Annotated in this window: 12 protein-coding genes; 6 read left to right on the top strand and 6 right to left on the bottom strand. The window is 47.4% G+C overall.

The genetic code is table 11. The features are described 5' to 3' along the window. Positions 1–2: 2 nt before the first annotated feature. The 4 genes from atpC to NF543_RS15160 form a co-directional block, all read right to left on the bottom strand. Complete coding sequence (gene atpC / locus NF543_RS15175) at positions 3–251, bottom strand: ATP synthase F1 subunit epsilon (RefSeq protein ID WP_257668932.1); 249 nt, start codon at positions 249–251, stop codon at positions 3–5. After that, complete coding sequence (gene atpD, locus NF543_RS15170; RefSeq protein WP_257668933.1) at positions 251–1,753, bottom strand: F0F1 ATP synthase subunit beta; 1,503 nt, start codon at positions 1,751–1,753, stop codon at positions 251–253. The genes atpC and atpD overlap by 1 nt, the downstream gene beginning before the upstream one ends. A 190-nt stretch (positions 1,754–1,943) precedes the next feature. Then, positions 1,944–3,062 (bottom strand): redoxin family protein, encoded by a 1,119-nt coding sequence (locus NF543_RS15165; RefSeq protein ID WP_257668934.1) that lies wholly within the window; start codon positions 3,060–3,062, stop codon positions 1,944–1,946. A 33-nt stretch (positions 3,063–3,095) separates the two neighbouring features. Next, positions 3,096–3,710, bottom strand: coding sequence for a hypothetical protein (locus tag NF543_RS15160; protein WP_257668935.1), 615 nt, complete (start codon positions 3,708–3,710; stop codon positions 3,096–3,098). A gap of 219 nt (positions 3,711–3,929) precedes the next feature. On the opposite strand from NF543_RS15160, the gene rhaT reads away from it, so the two are divergent. The 6 genes from rhaT (at position 3,930) to NF543_RS15130 (ending at position 13,985) form a co-directional block, all read left to right on the top strand. After that, a complete protein-coding gene (rhaT, locus tag NF543_RS15155) occupies positions 3,930–5,012 on the top strand; it encodes an L-rhamnose/proton symporter RhaT (protein WP_257668936.1) in 1,083 nt (360 codons plus the stop codon). 65 nt (positions 5,013–5,077) lie between these two features. After that, positions 5,078–7,204 (top strand): bifunctional aldolase/short-chain dehydrogenase, encoded by a 2,127-nt coding sequence (locus NF543_RS15150; protein ID WP_257668937.1) that lies wholly within the window; start codon positions 5,078–5,080, stop codon positions 7,202–7,204. A gap of 89 nt (positions 7,205–7,293) precedes the next feature. Continuing rightward, the gene (locus NF543_RS15145) at positions 7,294–8,568 is read left to right on the top strand and encodes a sugar isomerase (protein WP_257668938.1); all 1,275 of its coding nucleotides are present in this window, start codon (positions 7,294–7,296) and stop codon (positions 8,566–8,568) included. 105 nt (positions 8,569–8,673) lie between these two features. Then, positions 8,674–10,056 carry an FGGY-family carbohydrate kinase gene (locus NF543_RS15140; RefSeq protein ID WP_257668939.1) on the top strand — a complete coding sequence of 461 codons (1,383 nt, stop codon included), beginning with the start codon at positions 8,674–8,676 and terminating at the stop codon, positions 10,054–10,056. 44 nt (positions 10,057–10,100) lie between these two features. Next, on the top strand, positions 10,101–11,264 hold the full coding sequence (locus NF543_RS15135) for an alpha-hydroxy acid oxidase (protein WP_257668940.1): 1,164 nt from the start codon (positions 10,101–10,103) through the stop codon (positions 11,262–11,264). A 36-nt stretch (positions 11,265–11,300) separates the two neighbouring features. Beyond that, positions 11,301–13,985 carry an alpha-L-rhamnosidase gene (locus tag NF543_RS15130; protein WP_257668941.1) on the top strand — a complete coding sequence of 895 codons (2,685 nt, stop codon included), beginning with the start codon at positions 11,301–11,303 and terminating at the stop codon, positions 13,983–13,985. A gap of 16 nt (positions 13,986–14,001) precedes the next feature. Here the strand turns inward: NF543_RS15130 and NF543_RS15125 are convergent, their stop codons facing one another. Together NF543_RS15125 and NF543_RS15120 are read right to left on the bottom strand one after the other, a co-directional pair. Next, complete coding sequence (locus tag NF543_RS15125; RefSeq protein ID WP_257668942.1) at positions 14,002–15,933, bottom strand: TlpA family protein disulfide reductase; 1,932 nt, start codon at positions 15,931–15,933, stop codon at positions 14,002–14,004. After that, complete coding sequence (locus tag NF543_RS15120) at positions 15,926–17,293, bottom strand: RagB/SusD family nutrient uptake outer membrane protein (RefSeq protein ID WP_257668943.1); 1,368 nt, start codon at positions 17,291–17,293, stop codon at positions 15,926–15,928. The genes NF543_RS15125 and NF543_RS15120 overlap by 8 nt, the downstream gene beginning before the upstream one ends. Positions 17,294–17,317: the final 24 nt, after the last annotated feature.

Raw genomic sequence — 17,317 nt, 5'->3', positions numbered from 1 at the left:
GGTTAAGCTTCGAGTATTCCTTCGGCGAGCACGGTGATGTTGTCATGAATCACCTCCACGACACCTCCAATAATGCCAATAATCTCTTCACTTTTACCGTTGCGAATAATCACTTTGCCATTCTCCAATGTAGAGACAATCGGCGCGTGTTTCTCCAGTATCTCGAATGAACCAGCCGAGCCGGGCACGGTCACCGATGTAACTTCCCCATCAAAAACAGGTTTATCCGGTGTGATGATTGTGAGCTTCATTACACAGCCTCCGCTAATAATTTCTTGCCTTTTTCAATGGCTTCTTCAATGGTGCCTACCAAGTTGAAAGCCGCCTCAGGATATTCGTCCACCTCACCATCAATAATCATGTTAAAGCCTTTGATGGTCTCCTTGATATCTACCAACACACCTTTGAGGCCAGTGAACTGTTCGGCTACATGGAAGGGTTGCGATAAGAAACGTTGTACCCTGCGGGCACGACCAACTACCAACTTGTCTTCTTCCGATAGTTCATCCATACCCAAGATAGCGATGATATCCTGCAATTCCTTATAGCGCTGCAGGATTTCTTTTACGCGTTGAGCGGTATTATAGTGTTCATCACCCAAAGTTGCAGCATTCAATATCCGGGAGGTAGAATCCAACGGATCCACTGCCGGATAAATACCCAATTCGGCGATTTTACGTGAAAGTACGGTTGTGGCATCCAAGTGGGCGAACGTAGTAGCTGGGGCAGGATCCGTCAAATCATCAGCCGGCACATAAACAGCCTGTACAGATGTAATGGATCCACGTTTGGTGGAGGTAATTCGTTCTTGCATGAGCCCCATCTCTGTGGCCAAGGTAGGTTGATAACCTACTGCCGATGGCATCCGGCCCAACAAAGCGGATACTTCAGAGCCAGCTTGGGTAAACCGAAAGATATTATCGATAAAGAACAGGATATCCCGGCCAGCACCCTCGTCATCGCCATCGCGGAAATACTCGGCAATGGTCAGTCCTGAAAGGGCCACACGTGCACGCGCACCGGGAGGCTCGTTCATTTGTCCGAATACGAAGGTAGCTTTGGATTCCTTCAGTTCCTCAACATCGACTTTTTCCAAAGGCCATTCGCCTTTTTCCATGCCCTCCATGAACTCCTCACCATATTTGATGATACCGGATTCGAGCATCTCGCGAAGCAGGTCGTTACCCTCACGGGTACGTTCGCCTACACCTGCAAATACCGAAAGTCCTGAATATGCTTTTGCAATATTGTTAATCAGCTCTTGAATCAATACGGTTTTTCCTACACCAGCACCACCGAACAAACCGATTTTACCACCTTTGGCGTATGGTTCCAATAGGTCGATAACCTTGATACCAGTAAAAAGTATTTCTGTTTCGGTAGAAAGGTCTTCGAATTTTGGAGGGTTGTTGTGGATACTGCGGCCGTCGGATTTGTCGAGCTCCTTGATGCCGTCAATCGCATCGCCTACCACATTGAATACGCGCCCTTTGATACCTTCACCTATGGGCATTTTGATGGGCGCGCCTGTATCCACCACGTCCATGCCGCGCAGGAGGCCTTCTGTTGCATCCATGGCAATGGTACGTACGCGTTCCTCGCCTAGGTGCTGCTGAACCTCTAAAACGACACGTTGACCGTTTTCTTTCTCGATTTCCAGCGCATCCAAAATCTTAGGGAGTTTGGCATTTTCGGAGAAACTTACATCGACCACGGGGCCAATGATTTGGGCTATTTTTCCAATATTGGACATATTACAGGAACTAAAATTTTATAAACCAGTGTTATAAAGGCAAAAATACAGGCCTCGAATTCAGACCGCAAAAATACGCTTTAAAGAATTAAAAGCAAATATAATTTTAAGAATTGTTTTGAGCGGTTTCGATCAGCCAATACCCGCCCATTGATTCCCTGCGATGGGCGATTTTAACGTGCTGGTCAAATCAGGGATAATGCCGCCCAATCCGCTCGACGATTTCCTTGCGGAGTTTGAGCGGCTCTATAATGCCCATTTGTCGGTAAACGATTTCACCTTTCGGCGAAATCAGCACAGTATAGGGCAATGCACCCTGCCATTCCTCATCCACTGCTTCGATGAGGTCGTATTTGTTTTCATCGCCAAATAGGTAATTTCGATTGCTGGCGTATTTTTGCTGTAGGAAGGCAAGCACCTTGTCTGCTGATTTCTTTGAATCCATGGACACGGTTATGAAATCAAAATCGCGGTTCCTATACATTTTATCTGTTTCTACAAGCGCAGAAAATTCAGCAACACACGGTCCACACCACGTTGCCCAGAAATTGATCAAACGATACTTCCCCGAATCATTTTTGAGCAATGCCTTTAGCTCATCCAAGGTAACTTCTTCAAGGGCCACAGACTCCTTTTTCCAGTCTTCCGCTTCTTGGATTTTCCAATCTATTTTTGATTTCCATTTTACCGAGCACCCGAACGTCTTAGTGGTGGGGGTTGTTACAGGTTGTCCGGCTAATAATTCATCTACAGCAGCCCTTAGGTCAAATGTTTTAGCCCTGCCCATGTGTTCATCGTCATCGATGCGTCCAACATATTGTAGTATCCGCGATTCATCAAACACAAAAGCATGCGGTGTAACCGCAGGCCCATACTGCTTGGCTACTTCTTGTGTTTCGCCATCATAGAGGTACGGAAAATTATAGCCCTTGTCTTTAGAGCGTATTTTCATCTCCTCGAAGCTGTCATTCAAATCCGAATAACCCAACTCGTCAAATCTGACCGCAGCATCCGAATTTGGGCTGATGGCCACCACCTGCACGCCCGTCGGCCCGTAAGTGCTGGTGAATTCGATAATTCGATCCTCATACGCCTGGGCAGTGGGACAATGGTTGCACGTAAAAATAATGACCAATACCTTGGCCTCCTTGAAACTTTCCAAGGTGTAGGTTTTGTCATCCACACCTTTCAGGCTAAAACCAGGGGCCTTTGAACCGATGCGCAGTGGTTTGTAGTCATCTGCTAGGAGCACATTGGATAATATAAGCAATGTGGCTACTGACAATATCGTCTTTTTAAACACTTCCATTTGCCTACAAGTTTATAATCAAACAAATATAGCCTATCCAAACCGTTTATTTATCTCATCCTGCAATTGCCGCTTGAGTTTCTGCTCTTTTTCCATGGCTTTTTTACGATGTTGGTCAAATTCCATTTGGAGATCCTCGATCGCTTTTTTGGTGTCTTTGGTAACCATATGACTTTGGTTGAAACGGTAAATATAAAACGTCAGCGCAATTGCTAAGGCAAGCACCAGGCTCCACAACAGAATGCTATAAGTAGATTTGTGCATAGCCATGCCTAAAAAAGAGAAGTTATCTCTATGGTCTTTGGCGCTTTGTAGACTCTTATACACCGTTGAAAGGGAGTCACTGAGCAATTCCGTTTTAGCTTGTTGATCTCCTGTTGCTTTGGTCACCTCTATAAGTTGGCCGCGTAGGTCTGACAATGTATCGGCCACATTCTTTCTAATGCGATCCAAATGGGTGCGCCGCACGACCTTATATTCCTGATAATTGTTAGAAACCGCATTGAGGTAAATAAATTGGCTGTCTATGGAACCGCTTGTCAATGATCCTTTCGGCGGTTGCTGTTGGGATGACGGAGCTGGTTGGCAAAAGGCTTGTCCTGCCAATGAAAATGCAATACACAAAATCAAGAGTCTGGTGTTTCTCATACTTTTTAACTATTCTAATTGACGTTTTAATTTAAAGAACACGATATTACGGGATTTATTGTTTAAATAAAAATCGAATGGGAAAATAATGAATAAATGACTTCGTGTAGGTCATCTCAAAAGGTCGGCTGGGCAACACATGACAGCCCATAACAGTTCGATTTTTCATCTTTCCTATCTTGCGACGTTTTTATTAACCAGTTTAGCCATATAAATGATATGCAAGCATTAGCAGGAGTAATTTTCCATTTTATCGGGGGGTTTGCCTCCGGAAGTTTCTATGTACCTTATAAGAAAGTAAAGGGTTGGGCATGGGAGAGTTTTTGGATTATCGGAGGGTTGTTTTCATGGCTTATTGTGCCTCCACTGGCAGCCTATCTCACCATTCCCGGTTTTGCCGATATCATTCGGCAGGCTGATGTCAGCACGTTTGGTTATTCCTACTTATTTGGACTACTCTGGGGCATTGGAGGGCTTACGTATGGTTTGGGGGTAAGGTACTTGGGAGTGTCTTTGGGAAGCAGTATCATCTTAGGGTTAACTATGGTATTCGGCTCATTGGTGCCATCCATATTCTATTATTTCAATGGTACGGAAGGTAAAGATACCATCGATTTGTTTTTCACGACCACTTCGGGTATTACCGTGTTGGCAGGGTTGGCTATCTGTGTGGTGGGTATCTTTTTATGCGGCAAGGCAGGGGTATTGAAGGAAAGGGAATTGACGGGCGCCAAAGCAGATGCAAGTGGAAATCAGGATTACAAGTTTAGACTAGGGCTGGCAGTGGCCATTGTTTCGGGCGTCCTCAGCGCTTGTTTTAATTTTGGATTAGAGGCCGGAAAACCGATGGCCAATGTGGCCAACGACATTTGGAAAGCCACCAATCCCGGGGAGGGCGAGTTCCTGTTCCAAAATAACGTCACTTACGTGGTGGTGCTATGGGGTGGCCTCACCACCAATTTCCTATGGTGTATGTTCCTCAATGCCCGCAATAAGACATTCGGCGACTACGCAAATGCCAAAACTCCGCTTACTAAGAATTACCTGCTTTGTGCACTTGCAGGCACCACATGGTATTTGCAGTTCTTCTTTTATGGCATGGGTGAAAGCAGGTTAGGCAATGGTGCCAGTTCATGGATCTTGCACATGGCGTTCATCATCCTCATCGCCAATTCATGGGGCGTTATATTGAAAGAATGGAAAGGGGTAAGCAAAAGGACTTATAGAACCATTATTGCCGGAATTGCCCTTATTATCCTTTCCATTGTGCTGGTGGGACTTGCCCGAACACTGGAAGAGTAGGTTTTAAGTCGGAAGCTGGGTGCCGATAGCTGATAGTAACAAAAAAACAAAAAAGCAATATAAAAATGTCTGAGATCATTGGAAAAACATCGTTCAAGCATGTAAGCTATTTATGGAATAAGGCCAAAGCCGCCGAACTAGCGGGGGATGAAGTAGCCTTGTTGCTCTACCGTTCCAATCTATTGGGGGCTGATTTGCGCCTCACCAACTATGGAGGGGGCAATACGTCGTGCAAAGCCATTGCCAAGGACCCCCTGACCGGATTGGATACCGAAGTAATGTGGATTAAAGGATCCGGCGGGGATATCGGCACACTTAAGCGCAGTGGCTTGGCAGCGTTATATGTCGATCGCCTCAGGAGCCTTGAACATATTTACAAAGGGATTGAACAGGAAGATGAAATGGTGGAGCTTTTCAATCATTGCATCTTTGACTTGGCGTCCAAGGCGCCTTCCATCGATACACCATTACACGGATTTCTTCCGTTCAAACACATAGACCACCTGCACCCCGATGCGGCGATAGCCATTGCGGCGGCCAAAGATGGTCAGCGCATCACGCAGGAATTGTTCAACGGTGAAGTAGGGTGGGTAGCCTGGCAGCGCCCAGGATTTGACCTGGGGCTGAAACTGAGGCAATGCCTTGATGAAAACCCGGGTATCCGAGGCATCATGCTCGGTTCGCACGGGTTGTTTACCTGGGGCGATACAGCCTATGAAAGCTATGTAAATACCCTTACGGTCATTGAGAGATGTGCCGAATACCTAGAAGCAAATTATGGCAAGAAACACCCAGTTTTCGGGGGAGCGAAGATTCAGGGTATCGCCGCCGAGGGCCGGAAGAAGCAAGCTGCCGCCTTGGCACCTGTGCTCCGTGGATTTTGTTCGTCCGAACGCCATATGATAGGGCATTTCACCGATGATGAGCGGGTGTTGGAATTTATCAATTCCAACGACCTTGAACGCCTAGCCCCATTGGGTACCAGCTGCCCGGACCATTTCTTGCGCACCAAAATCAGTCCACTGGTGTTGGATTTGGCACCTGATGCTGATTTGTTTGATGTGGAGGGGCTAAAGGCCAAATTGGCACCGGCTTTTGAGGCCTATCGGCAAATGTACAAGGAATACTACGAAACCTGCAAGCACCCGAACAGTCCAGCCATGCGCGACCCCAATCCGGTGATTATTCTCTATCCCGGCATTGGCCTCTTTTCTTTCTCAAAAGACAAGCAAACCACACGCGTAGCGGCCGAATTTTACATCAATGCCATCAACGTAATGAAGGGCGCTGAGGCTATATCCGAATATACCTCCCTGCCGCGGCAGGAAGCCTTCGATATTGAATATTGGTTGCTGGAAGAGGCCAAGTTGCAGCGGATGCCAAAACCTAAGCCATTATCGGGCAAGGTAGCCTTGATTACGGGAAGTGCTGGCGGTATCGGAAAAGCGATTGCCAAGAAATTCGTGCAAGAAGGAGCTGTGGTGGTTCTCAACGACCTCCATGCAGAACGGCTAGCGGATGCCGGAGAAGAATTTAAGCGTGAATTTGGTAAAGATGCGTATGCAACAGCCTTGCTGGATGTCACAAACGAAGAACAGATCCAACACACATTTGACGAAGCGGCCCTAGCTTTCGGAGGTGTCGATATTGTCGTGAATAATGCAGGGCTGTCCATCTCAAAACCCATTGAGGGCCATACGAAGAAAGATTGGGATTTGCTTTATGATGTTTTGGTTAAAGGCCAGTTCTTCATTTCACAAGCTGCTGTAACCCTGTTAAAGAAACAACGCATAGGCGGAGACATCATCAATATCGTGAGTAAGAATGCCTTGGTAAGCGGGCCCAATAATGCCGGTTATGGCAGCGCTAAAGCGGCACAGCTGCACTTGAGCAGGCTGAATGCCGCTGAACTGGGGGCAGATAAGATTAGGGTGAATGTCGTAAATCCCGATGCGGTGATCAGCGATAGCAATATTTGGGCTGGGGGATGGGCCGAAGGGCGTGCCAAAGCATACGGCATCACCGTTGAGGAATTGCCTGCATACTATGCCAAACGCACCTTGCTCAATGAGGTCATTTTGCCGGAAGATATCGCCAACGCTTGCTTTGTGCTGGTGGGTGGCCTGATGAACAAATCCACCGGAAATGTGTTGAATGTGGATGGCGGGGTAGCCATGGCATTCGTACGTTAAATTATTCTTTTTTAGCAGAATTGTCAATTAAATCACCCCAATGAGCGCCAATTGGCAATTCTGTATTAACTTTGACAAGAGAACCGATTATGAATATCGATAAAAATCAAATAACAGCACATAACCAACAATTGGAAACGGCCCACCGTCGCAAATTTGCGCAACTGGTGGAAGACCTCCCGAACCATGAAGGGATCTTACAAAAACTGGTCGACTTCCAGGTAGCTATTCCCAGCTGGGCCTTGGGCACAGGCGGCACGCGCTTCGGTCGGTTTTCAGGCGGAGGTGAACCTGGTAACTTAGAGGAGAAAATAGCTGATATCGGCTTGCTCCATGCACTCAACCGCTCCAGCGGTGCCATATCGCTGCATATTCCTTGGGATATTCCAAAAGACTATGCGGCTATTCGGGCATTGGCAAGCCAGCATGGCTTGGTATTTGATGCCATGAATTCCAATACATTCCAAGACCAACCCGGTCAGGCGCTGAGCTACAAGTTTGGCTCCATGCAGCATGTAGATAAGGCGGTGCGCAAACAAGCCGTTGACCATAATATTGAGGTCATCAAGCACGGTGTGGAATTGGGCTCAAAATCGCTGACGGTATGGCTGTCGGATGGTTCATCTTTTCCTGGCCAGCTGAATTTCCGCCACGCATTCCAACATACATTGGAAAGCCTGCAGGAGGTATATGCTGCATTGCCGGATGACTGGAAATTATTTGTAGAATATAAAGCGTTCGAGCCCAATTTCTATTCCACCACAGTGGGCGATTGGGGGCAGTCGCTACTATATGCCAGCAAGCTTGGCGATAAAGCCTATACCTTGGTGGATCTGGGCCATCACCTGCCTAATGCCAATATCGAACAGATCGTAGCCCTATTGCTGATGGAAGGAAAACTTGGAGGATTCCATTTCAACGATTCCAAATATGGCGATGATGACCTGACCACGGGTAGCATCAAACCTTACCAACTATTTCTGATATTCAACGAATTGGTTGATGGCATGGATAATAAGGGCATGAACCATGCCCGTGATTTAGGCTGGATGATTGATGCTTCGCACAATGTCAAGGATCCCCTAGAAGACTTGTTGCAATCCGTGGAAGCCATACTCATTGCCTATGCGCAAGCATTATTGGTAGACCGCGTGGCATTGGCAGAAGCACAAGTTGGCAACGATGTTGTGCAGGCTCAGGAAATCTTGCAACGGGTTTTCCGTACGGATGTGCGTCCTTTGGTAGCCGAGGCACGGTTGCGCGCAGGAGCGGCATTAGACCCCATCCAATTGTTCAGGCAGCTGGATATGCGCGGTGAATTAATTAAGGAGCGTGGAGCAAAGACGGTGGCTACGGGGCTATAAAAGTTTACGATTTTAGATTGTAGATTTTAGATTTGTATATTATCGTCTCAATCTAAGATCGTAAATCTAAAATCGTAAATCTAAGATCGTAAATCTAAAATTATTATGCGTACGCCAGTTATAGCCATATTCGATGTCGGGAAGACCAATAAGAAACTGTTCCTTTTCAATGAGCAGTACAAGATTGTCTTTGAGCGGTCGGCAAGGTTTACGGAAACGGTGGACGAAGATGGCGATCCCTGTGAAAACCTGGAAAGCCTGCGCCTATCGGTGTTCGATTCGTTGCATGAGGTGTTCAGGAAGCCCGAGTTTGAGGTACGTGCCATTAATTTTGCAGCCTATGGCGCCAGCCTTGTCTATTTGGATGAAAATGGCAAGCCCCTCACACCGCTGTATAATTACTTGAAACCTTATCCCGAGGAATTACAGCGAAAATTCTATGAAACCTATAGTGGGGAAGAAACATTTGCTTATACAACGGCTTCCCCTGTATTAGGCAGCCTCAACTCCGGTATGCAACTGTATCGCATCAAATATGAGAATCCGGCGTTGTTTGAGCGCATCCATTATGCGCTCCATTTGCCACAGTACCTAAGTTTTCTCGTGTCGGGCCGTATGTATTCAGACATGACGAGCATTGGTTGCCATACCAATCTTTGGGACTTCACCAAAAACGATTACCACGAATGGGTTAGGCATGAAGGTATCATCAGCAAACTGGCTCCATTGGCACCAGCTGATGAAGTATTTCCTGCATCATTCCCGGGCAATGGCTACGGTGTGGGAGTGGGGTTGCATGACAGTTCATCCGCGCTGATTCCTTACCTGGTTAGTTTCCATGAGCCCTTTGTGTTGATTTCCACCGGCACGTGGTGCATCAGCCTCAATCCGTTCAATCACACGCCGCTCACCAAAGCGGAGTTGGATGCCGATTGTCTCTGCTACATGCAATACAAAGGCGCTCCGGTGAAAGCATCCCGGCTCTTTGCTGGGTATGAGCATGAGCAGCAGGTGAAACGGATATCGGAGCATTTCGGGCAATCCAGTAGTAAATACCGGAGCATTCCTTATAACAAGAATATCGTGGCCAAACTGCGAGCAGAAACCATGCACCCGAAACCGATTGGCGGCAAAGTTTCGGCATTCGCACAACGCCAACTCTCGGCTTTCGCATCCTATGAAGAAGCGTATCACCGCTTAATTATGGATTTAGTAGATTTACAGCGAATATCCACGCAATTGATCGTCACCGGTTCACAGGTAAAACGTATTTTTGTAGACGGTGGATTCAGCAAGAATACCATTTATATGAACCTCTTGGCTGAAGCTTTCCCGGAAATGGAGGTGTTTGCAGCTTCCATGGCACAAGCTACAGCAGTGGGAGCGGCGTTAGCTATTCACGGCGCTTGGAATAATCGGCCTTTGCCGAATGACCTCATCGAATTGCGATTTTATGCACATACGAGTGAAAAGGAAGGAGCCGGTTGAAGATTACAACATATACATGTCCATATAGTTCAACATTGTCATAAATGAACCCCGATTTACTGAAATACAATCCCCAATACCCATCGGTACAAGATCTTAAGAAAAAGGCCAAGCGTCGCATTCCCAAATTTGCCTTTGACTACCTCGAAGGCGGGTGCAATGATGAAGTGAACCTATTGCGCAACGAAGCTGATTTCCATGACATCCTGTTGATGCCTCAGTACCTCAAGAAACATAATGGGGTGGATATGAGCACGGAGCTTTTTGGCCATCGCTATGATGCGCCTTTTGGGATATCGCCCATCGGGCTGCAAGGGCTCATGTGGCCCAATGCCCCGGAAATATTGGCCAAAGCGGCCTTGAAGCACAATGTGCCCTATATCTTGAGCACAGTATCCACCAGTAGTATAGAGCGTATTGCTGAAGTGAGCGAATCGCGGTTTTGGTTTCAATTGTACCATCCTACCGAAAATAAACTGCGGGATGACATCTTACGCCGGCTCGAAGCCGTACAATGTCCTGTACTGGTTGTACTGGTGGATGTGCCTTCTTTTGGACTGCGTTACCGTGAAATCAAAGCCGGGCTTTCCATGCCTCCCAAACAGAATATCCGTAATTTTATACAGGCAGCCATGCGGCCGGCTTGGGCTTTGGAGACACTCCGGGTAGGTATACCTGAATTTGCAACCTTGAAACCATACATGGCAAAAGGATTGGATATGAGTCAATTGGGTAAATTTATGAATGCAACCTTCACCGGACGTGTAGATATAGATAAGATCACAGCCATCCGCGACCTTTGGAAAGGCAAGCTGGTCATCAAGGGAGTGGTGAGTGAGGAAGATACAGAAGCAGCCATCCGTTTGGGGGTAGATGGTATTATTGTATCCAACCACGGCGGCCGTCAAATCGATGCCGGTGAGTCGACCATTAAACCGTTGAAAGGATTGGCAGACAAGTATGGCGATCAATTGAAGGTGATGATCGATAGTGGGCTGCGGTCGGGACCAGATATCGGACGAGCCTTAGCCTGTGGCGCCGATTTTACGTTCATGGGCCGCCCATTCATGTATGGTGTAGCCGCATTGGGCAAAAAAGGTGGTGATCATACCATAGCGATGATGAAAGCCCAATTTAAGCAAGTAATGGAGCAGGTATGCTGTGAAAAAGTGTCTGATTTCCCCAGCACGCTCATCCAATCCCGTTGATCATTATTTTCGGACGCACTAACTAAGATAACCAACATGCTATTCATAAGTCACTTTTCATGCCGAGCCATATTAACTATCCTAACCATGGGATGTGGTATCGCTGTGCATGCTCAATCTGATATAGGCAGCTACGATCTGCGCTGCGAATACCTCGTTAACCCCATGGGCATTGATGTCGAAGCACCCCGCCTCACTTGGAAAATATCCGACACTAGCCAAGGTGCCAAGCAAACCGCATACCGTGTGCTAGTAGGCACGGATTCCATGGCGGTAGCACAAGGCAAAGGCGAAAATTGGGACACGGGCGAAGTACCTTCAGATGCAAATTTGGTGGTTTATAAGGGGACACCACTAAAACCATTTACACGTTATTTCTGGAAGGTGGAAAGTAAGGGGGTGGAAGGGAAAACTTACCAGCCTCGCGAAATAGCCGCCTTCGAAACCGGGATGATGGGTATGGAAAATTGGCAGGGCGCTTGGATTTCAGATAATAGTGATGTGGACCTCAAACCAGCCCCTTACTTCAGGAAGGCATTTGAAATGCCCAAAAAAATAAAATCGGCCCGCGCCTATATCGCTGTAGGTGGGTTGTATGAATTGTATATCAATGGCGAAAAAGTAGGCAACCATCGGTTAGATCCTGTATATACCCGTTATGATCGGCGCACCATATACATTACACATGATGTGACTTCCTATTTGGCCGAAGGCAACAATGCCATCGGCGTGTTGCTGGGCAATGGATGGTACAACCACCAATCTACGGCCGTGTGGAATTTTCATAAAGCCCCATGGCGCAATCGTCCCGTTTTTTGCCTCGATTTACGGATTACCTATGAAGACGGCACAGTAAAAACTATTACTTCCGGAAAGGATTGGAAGACCAGTTTAAGCCCGGTTATATTCAACAGCATCTATACCGCAGAACATTACGATGCCCGATTGGAGCAGCCCGGATGGAATACGGCAGGCTTTGCCGACAGCGCTTGGAAAGAGGTGTATTATCGGTCGGCGCCTTCACGGCATATTGTAGCTCAAGCCATGCACCCCATTCGCAACGTCTTGGAGATACCGGCTATATCGATGAGCAAACCGAACGACAGCACCTATGTATTTGACCTTGGCCGCAACATCTCTGGGGTTAGCCGGATTCGGGTGCGAGGCGAGGCAGGCACGGTGCTTCGGCTCAAGCATGGCGAACGGCTGTATGACAACGGCCATGTCGATCTATCGAACATTGATTACCACTACCGACCCACTGATGATTCCGATCCTTTCCAAACGGATATTTTGATACTGAAAGGGCAGGGAGAAGAAGAATTTATGCCCCATTTCAATTACAAGGGGTTCCAATATGTAGAAGTGACCAGCAGCAAGCCGATAACGCTGGCCAAAGAAAGCCTCACTGGCTATTTTATGCACAGCGATGTGCCGGCCATCGGTAAAATAGCTTCTTCCAATCCCGTATTGGATAAGATTTGGTGGGCCACCAACAATGCCTACCTATCCAACCTGTTTGGCTATCCTACTGATTGCCCGCAACGCGAAAAGAATGGTTGGACCGGCGACGCGCATATTGCTATAGAAACCGGGCTGTACAATTTCGATGGCATCACCGTATATGAAAAATGGCTGGCCGACCACCGCGATGAGCAACAACCCAACGGCGTGCTGCCCGCCATTATACCCACAGGGGGCTGGGGCTATGAATGGGCCAATGGGCCCGATTGGACCAGCACCATTGCCATTATCCCATGGAATATCTATCGCTTTTATGGCGATAGCAAGCTACTTGCCGATTGTTACGATAACATAAAACGCTATGTAGATTATATCGAAAGCATTAGCCCCGAAGGGCTGACCACTTGGGGCCTTGGCGACTGGGTGCCTGTAAAATCCAAATCGCCCGTAGAGCTTACCTCCTCGGTTTATTATTATACCGATGCATTGATATTGGCCAAAGCAGCCAAATTATTTGGCAAGCAGGGTGATTACGAGAAATATACGGCCTTGTCTGCCAAAATCAAGGATGCCATCAATGCCAAATACCTGAACCGAGAAACAGGGATATACAGCAAAGGATTGCAGACGGAATTGAGTGTGCCGTTGTATTGGGGAGTTGTGCCTGATGAACTGGTCAGCAAGGTGGCGACCAACTTGGCTAAACGTGTCGAAGCAGATGGCTTTCATCTGGATGTTGGGCTGTTGGGTACCAAAGCCATCCTTAATGCATTGAGTGAAAATGGCTATGCCGATGTGGCGTATAAAGTGGCGGCGCAGGAAACCTACCCCTCATGGGGCTGGTGGATTGTAAATGGAGCCACCACGCTGTATGAAAACTGGCGCATCGATGCCAAGCGGGATATATCCTTAAATCACATCATGTTCGGCGAAATCGGCGCATGGTATTATAAGGCATTAGGGGGTATCCAGCCTGATGAGGCGCAACCCGGTTTCAAACATTTTATTCTTGAGCCCCACATCGTTGAAGGGCTGGAGCAGTTCGATGTGTCATTTAATGGGCCTTATGGAGCGATACGTTCTTCATGGCAGAAAACCGGTAAACGGGTCAAGCTTTCCGTCACTGTACCACCCAATAGCCAATGCACGTTCCGTTGGGATCGGGATAAATGGGCAAAGGCATCCATCGGCAAGCAGGCAAGCCAAGGGGAAACCATTGAACTTGCGGCTGGCCACCATGAGATTGTATTGCAGTAAAAAGATGTGCTAGCAGTTAATTCGCCGACAACACCATTTCCAGCATGAGTTTCAGTTTGGGTTCAAGGGCTTCCCCTTCAAACCCTTCGCTATGGAAACGAATCTTGAGGTCCCTGTCAATGACAAAGGTAGCAGGAATCATGCTTACACCGAGTTTTCCCGCCATATCGGGGTCGGCATTATAGTAAATAGGAAAATCATAAGTTGCTTGGTTTTTCCATTTTCTGGCGTCATCCAATGTATTCCTTGCACCGGTATTCAAGACCATAAATACGACCGCTTCATTATCCCTGTATTGATCATACACCCGTTGCAGATAAGGAAAAGACTGTAGGCACGGCACGCACCAAGTGGCCCATAGATCAATGACCAACACCTTTCCTTTTAAGTCGGCAAAATTTACTGGATTTCCCTCCAAGTCGGTGATTTTATCCAATGCAGGTAGGGTTTTATCGATCATGAGCGGGCGTAGTTCGTCCTTCATTTTAGTTTGCCACTGCTGATCCAGCTGTTCAAGATAAGCTTGGTACCCTTCGATAGATCCGTTCTTTTCTAGATAGACCGCCTTCAATGTGCTTTTTATCGTATCATCCATGGGAGACTCCACATAACTTTTGGTATACAGATCGAAGGCTTTGTCAAACGATGCCGTCTTCCGGTAATATGCCGCGATATCGAGTATCGTGTTTTTTGATGTAGCCCATCGCGCTGCTTCTTCCATGGCTTCAGCCGCTGCTTTCTTCCGGTCCATTTGATACAATATATCGCCGATCAATGCTTTGATGTCCCCTTTTGTTGATTGTATTTTCTCCGCTTTATCTGGTACATGTGAAGGAATATATCCGGTTTCTGGAAAATACCGTATGATACCTAAAGGGTATTCCGCTGCTTGGGCATATGCCTGCGTTGCATAAACCAACGCCGTATCAAGCCCGAACGCATGATCGGCCAACTGCTGTGCCACGGTCACCAAGGTCCTCGGATGATAGGGGGAGGTGTCGGCAGCGACTACCAGCGACGCAAATTCAAGGGCCTTGGTGGAGTTCTTGTTTGCTGCATAATGCTCAAAAAGCATCCGGTGGATTTGGGAATAGCCTTCGCTGTTGGCGGCTGTTTTGTCCTTCAGGGATTCCTCCAGCATGGCCAACTGTTTTTCGGGATCCTGCTCCTCGGCAATCTGCGAAGCCAGGTAACCCTTGGCAATGGCCGAATGGGGATATTCTTCCAGTATCACATTTTTTATCGAGTCTAGCCTATGCTGCTCACCGATGATGAGGTAGCCCATCGTCACCTTGTTTACATTGCCCATGAATGTTGGGTTCGAATGGAATTTTTCATCGATGACGCGATGGGCCTCCCGCAAGACGTCGTCACGTTTTTCTTGGGGTCCATGTTGCAGCTGATAGTTTAGCAACCTGACTTTGGCTTCATAGTTATCCGGATAGTGCTCCAGCTCCTTTTTGAACATGAGCGACTGTTGAGCCGGCAACGACTCCGATTTACCCATTTGCGCAGTGAGGCTGTAACCCCGGTATAGGAAGGTATTTTCTACCGGTTTGCCATCTTGGTAGACATAGATTTCATAGTGGGCCTGATCTGCTGGTTGCTCAGTAATATCGCCGCTTTTTACTACAAAGGTCGCAAACGTTGCATAGTGAAGTAGTGTGACGGTTTTTTGCCAAACCTGCCCTACTTTTTCCAAGGGTAGTTCATAAGGCAGCTCGTACAGGTTGGAATAGGTAAATTTTAGCATCACCGATGTAGCCGTGTCTGGTATTTTGGCTCCCATTGCACGGGGGTCATAGGTGATGGTTATTTTCTCGTTGCGTTCCGGTCTTTCGGGTGTTATGCGGATTCCGCCCTGCTGTTTGGCGTATACCGTGAAGCCCGCTATAACCAATAGTACGGATAATATAGCCTTCAAATAAGATTTCAATATGTCAATCATTCTGAGTAAGATTAGGATTCGTCAATATGGCTGCTAATGGAATAGGAAACAGGAGGTCTGATGCGGTAAACCCTGTTTTGATTGGAGACAATACATCCACGGCCCGTCCTGTCCGTTTCAAGTCAAACCAGCGGTGCCCCCACTCACCAAGCAGCTCTATCCTTCGTTCCTGTTCCACCGCGGCCAACACACTTGCTTGGTCAAGATTGAGCGGCAATTCTTCGACATCGGCACGTCGGCGCAGTACATTCAGATCCGCTATCGCATTTCCAAGGTCGTTTTGTTGTGCTCGGGCCTCTGCCCGGATCAGATACACTTCGGCAAAACGCAAAACCATGCTGTATTCTACTACAGGACTGGCGGTCCGCCGTTTATATTTATAGGGATAATAGAACGTTTCTGCATTCAGCTCATAGGTTGTCAAGCAATCTTCCTTTCTTTGGTCTCCGGCTTCATAGCTGTCCAAGGCCTCTTCATAGACGTTATAATTGCTCCGGGTGCCCGGGTTAAAGGGAACGATGTTAAATCCTTCCCAGGTATTTACCCCTACGGTGGAGGTATTGGCCGTTTGCAGTTGCCAGATTGCTTCTTTGCTGTCTATCAGGAATACATGATGCAAACTATCGAGGATGATATACCGGCTATCTTGGATAACCTTGGTGGCTTCCGCTTCCGCTTCGACCCATTGCTCTTGGTATAAGTAGGCCCTGGCCAGCATGGTCGAAGCCGCCTTTTTATTTGGGCGAACACGCTCTTGCCCCGTATAGGCATCATCCAGCAGCTGTTCAGCCAATACCAATTCGTCGATGATAAATTGGTTGACTTCGTCGGATGGTGAGCGAGGTAGCAAGGTGTTTTTTTGGTAGTCCGTGTCAACGACTATGGGTACACCATCGAATAGGTTGACGAGGTAGAAATAACAGAACGCCCGTATAAAATGAGCTTCACCGAGCAACTGGTTTTTCACATTTTCGGTCACGCCGTTTGAGGCTTGCAAGCCCTCGATGATTTTGTTTGCATGATTTATATAAGCATAGGGCTGGCTCCAGAACCGATCCAAAAACGATGTATTTGGGCTCAGGTTGTTATCCTTGAAGTCATCGTAGAAGTTAAACGCATAATAGAATTCATCGGCACTCATGGCCGTCAGGAAAGACAGCAGCCCGTTTGCGAACTGATTGTTGTAAGCGTTCATCTGGCTGTACATGCCCAGTACGGTAGCCGTGGCCACTTGGTCATCCGCGAATGCAACCTCTGCCGCCAATTGGTCTTTCGGTGGAGGAACATCCAGAAAACTACTACAGGAATTTAGGGAAACAATTCCGATGAATAGGACAATATATATATTAATTTTTTTCATAACTGCTAAGTGTTAATTATTATC

Origin of the sequence: Parapedobacter tibetensis, from assembly GCF_024704835.1 — a bacterium.
Lineage (GTDB): Bacteria > Bacteroidota > Bacteroidia > Sphingobacteriales > Sphingobacteriaceae > Parapedobacter > Parapedobacter tibetensis.
Note: the sequence above shows the minus strand (reverse complement) of the source record. Positions and strands in the feature narration are given on the sequence as shown.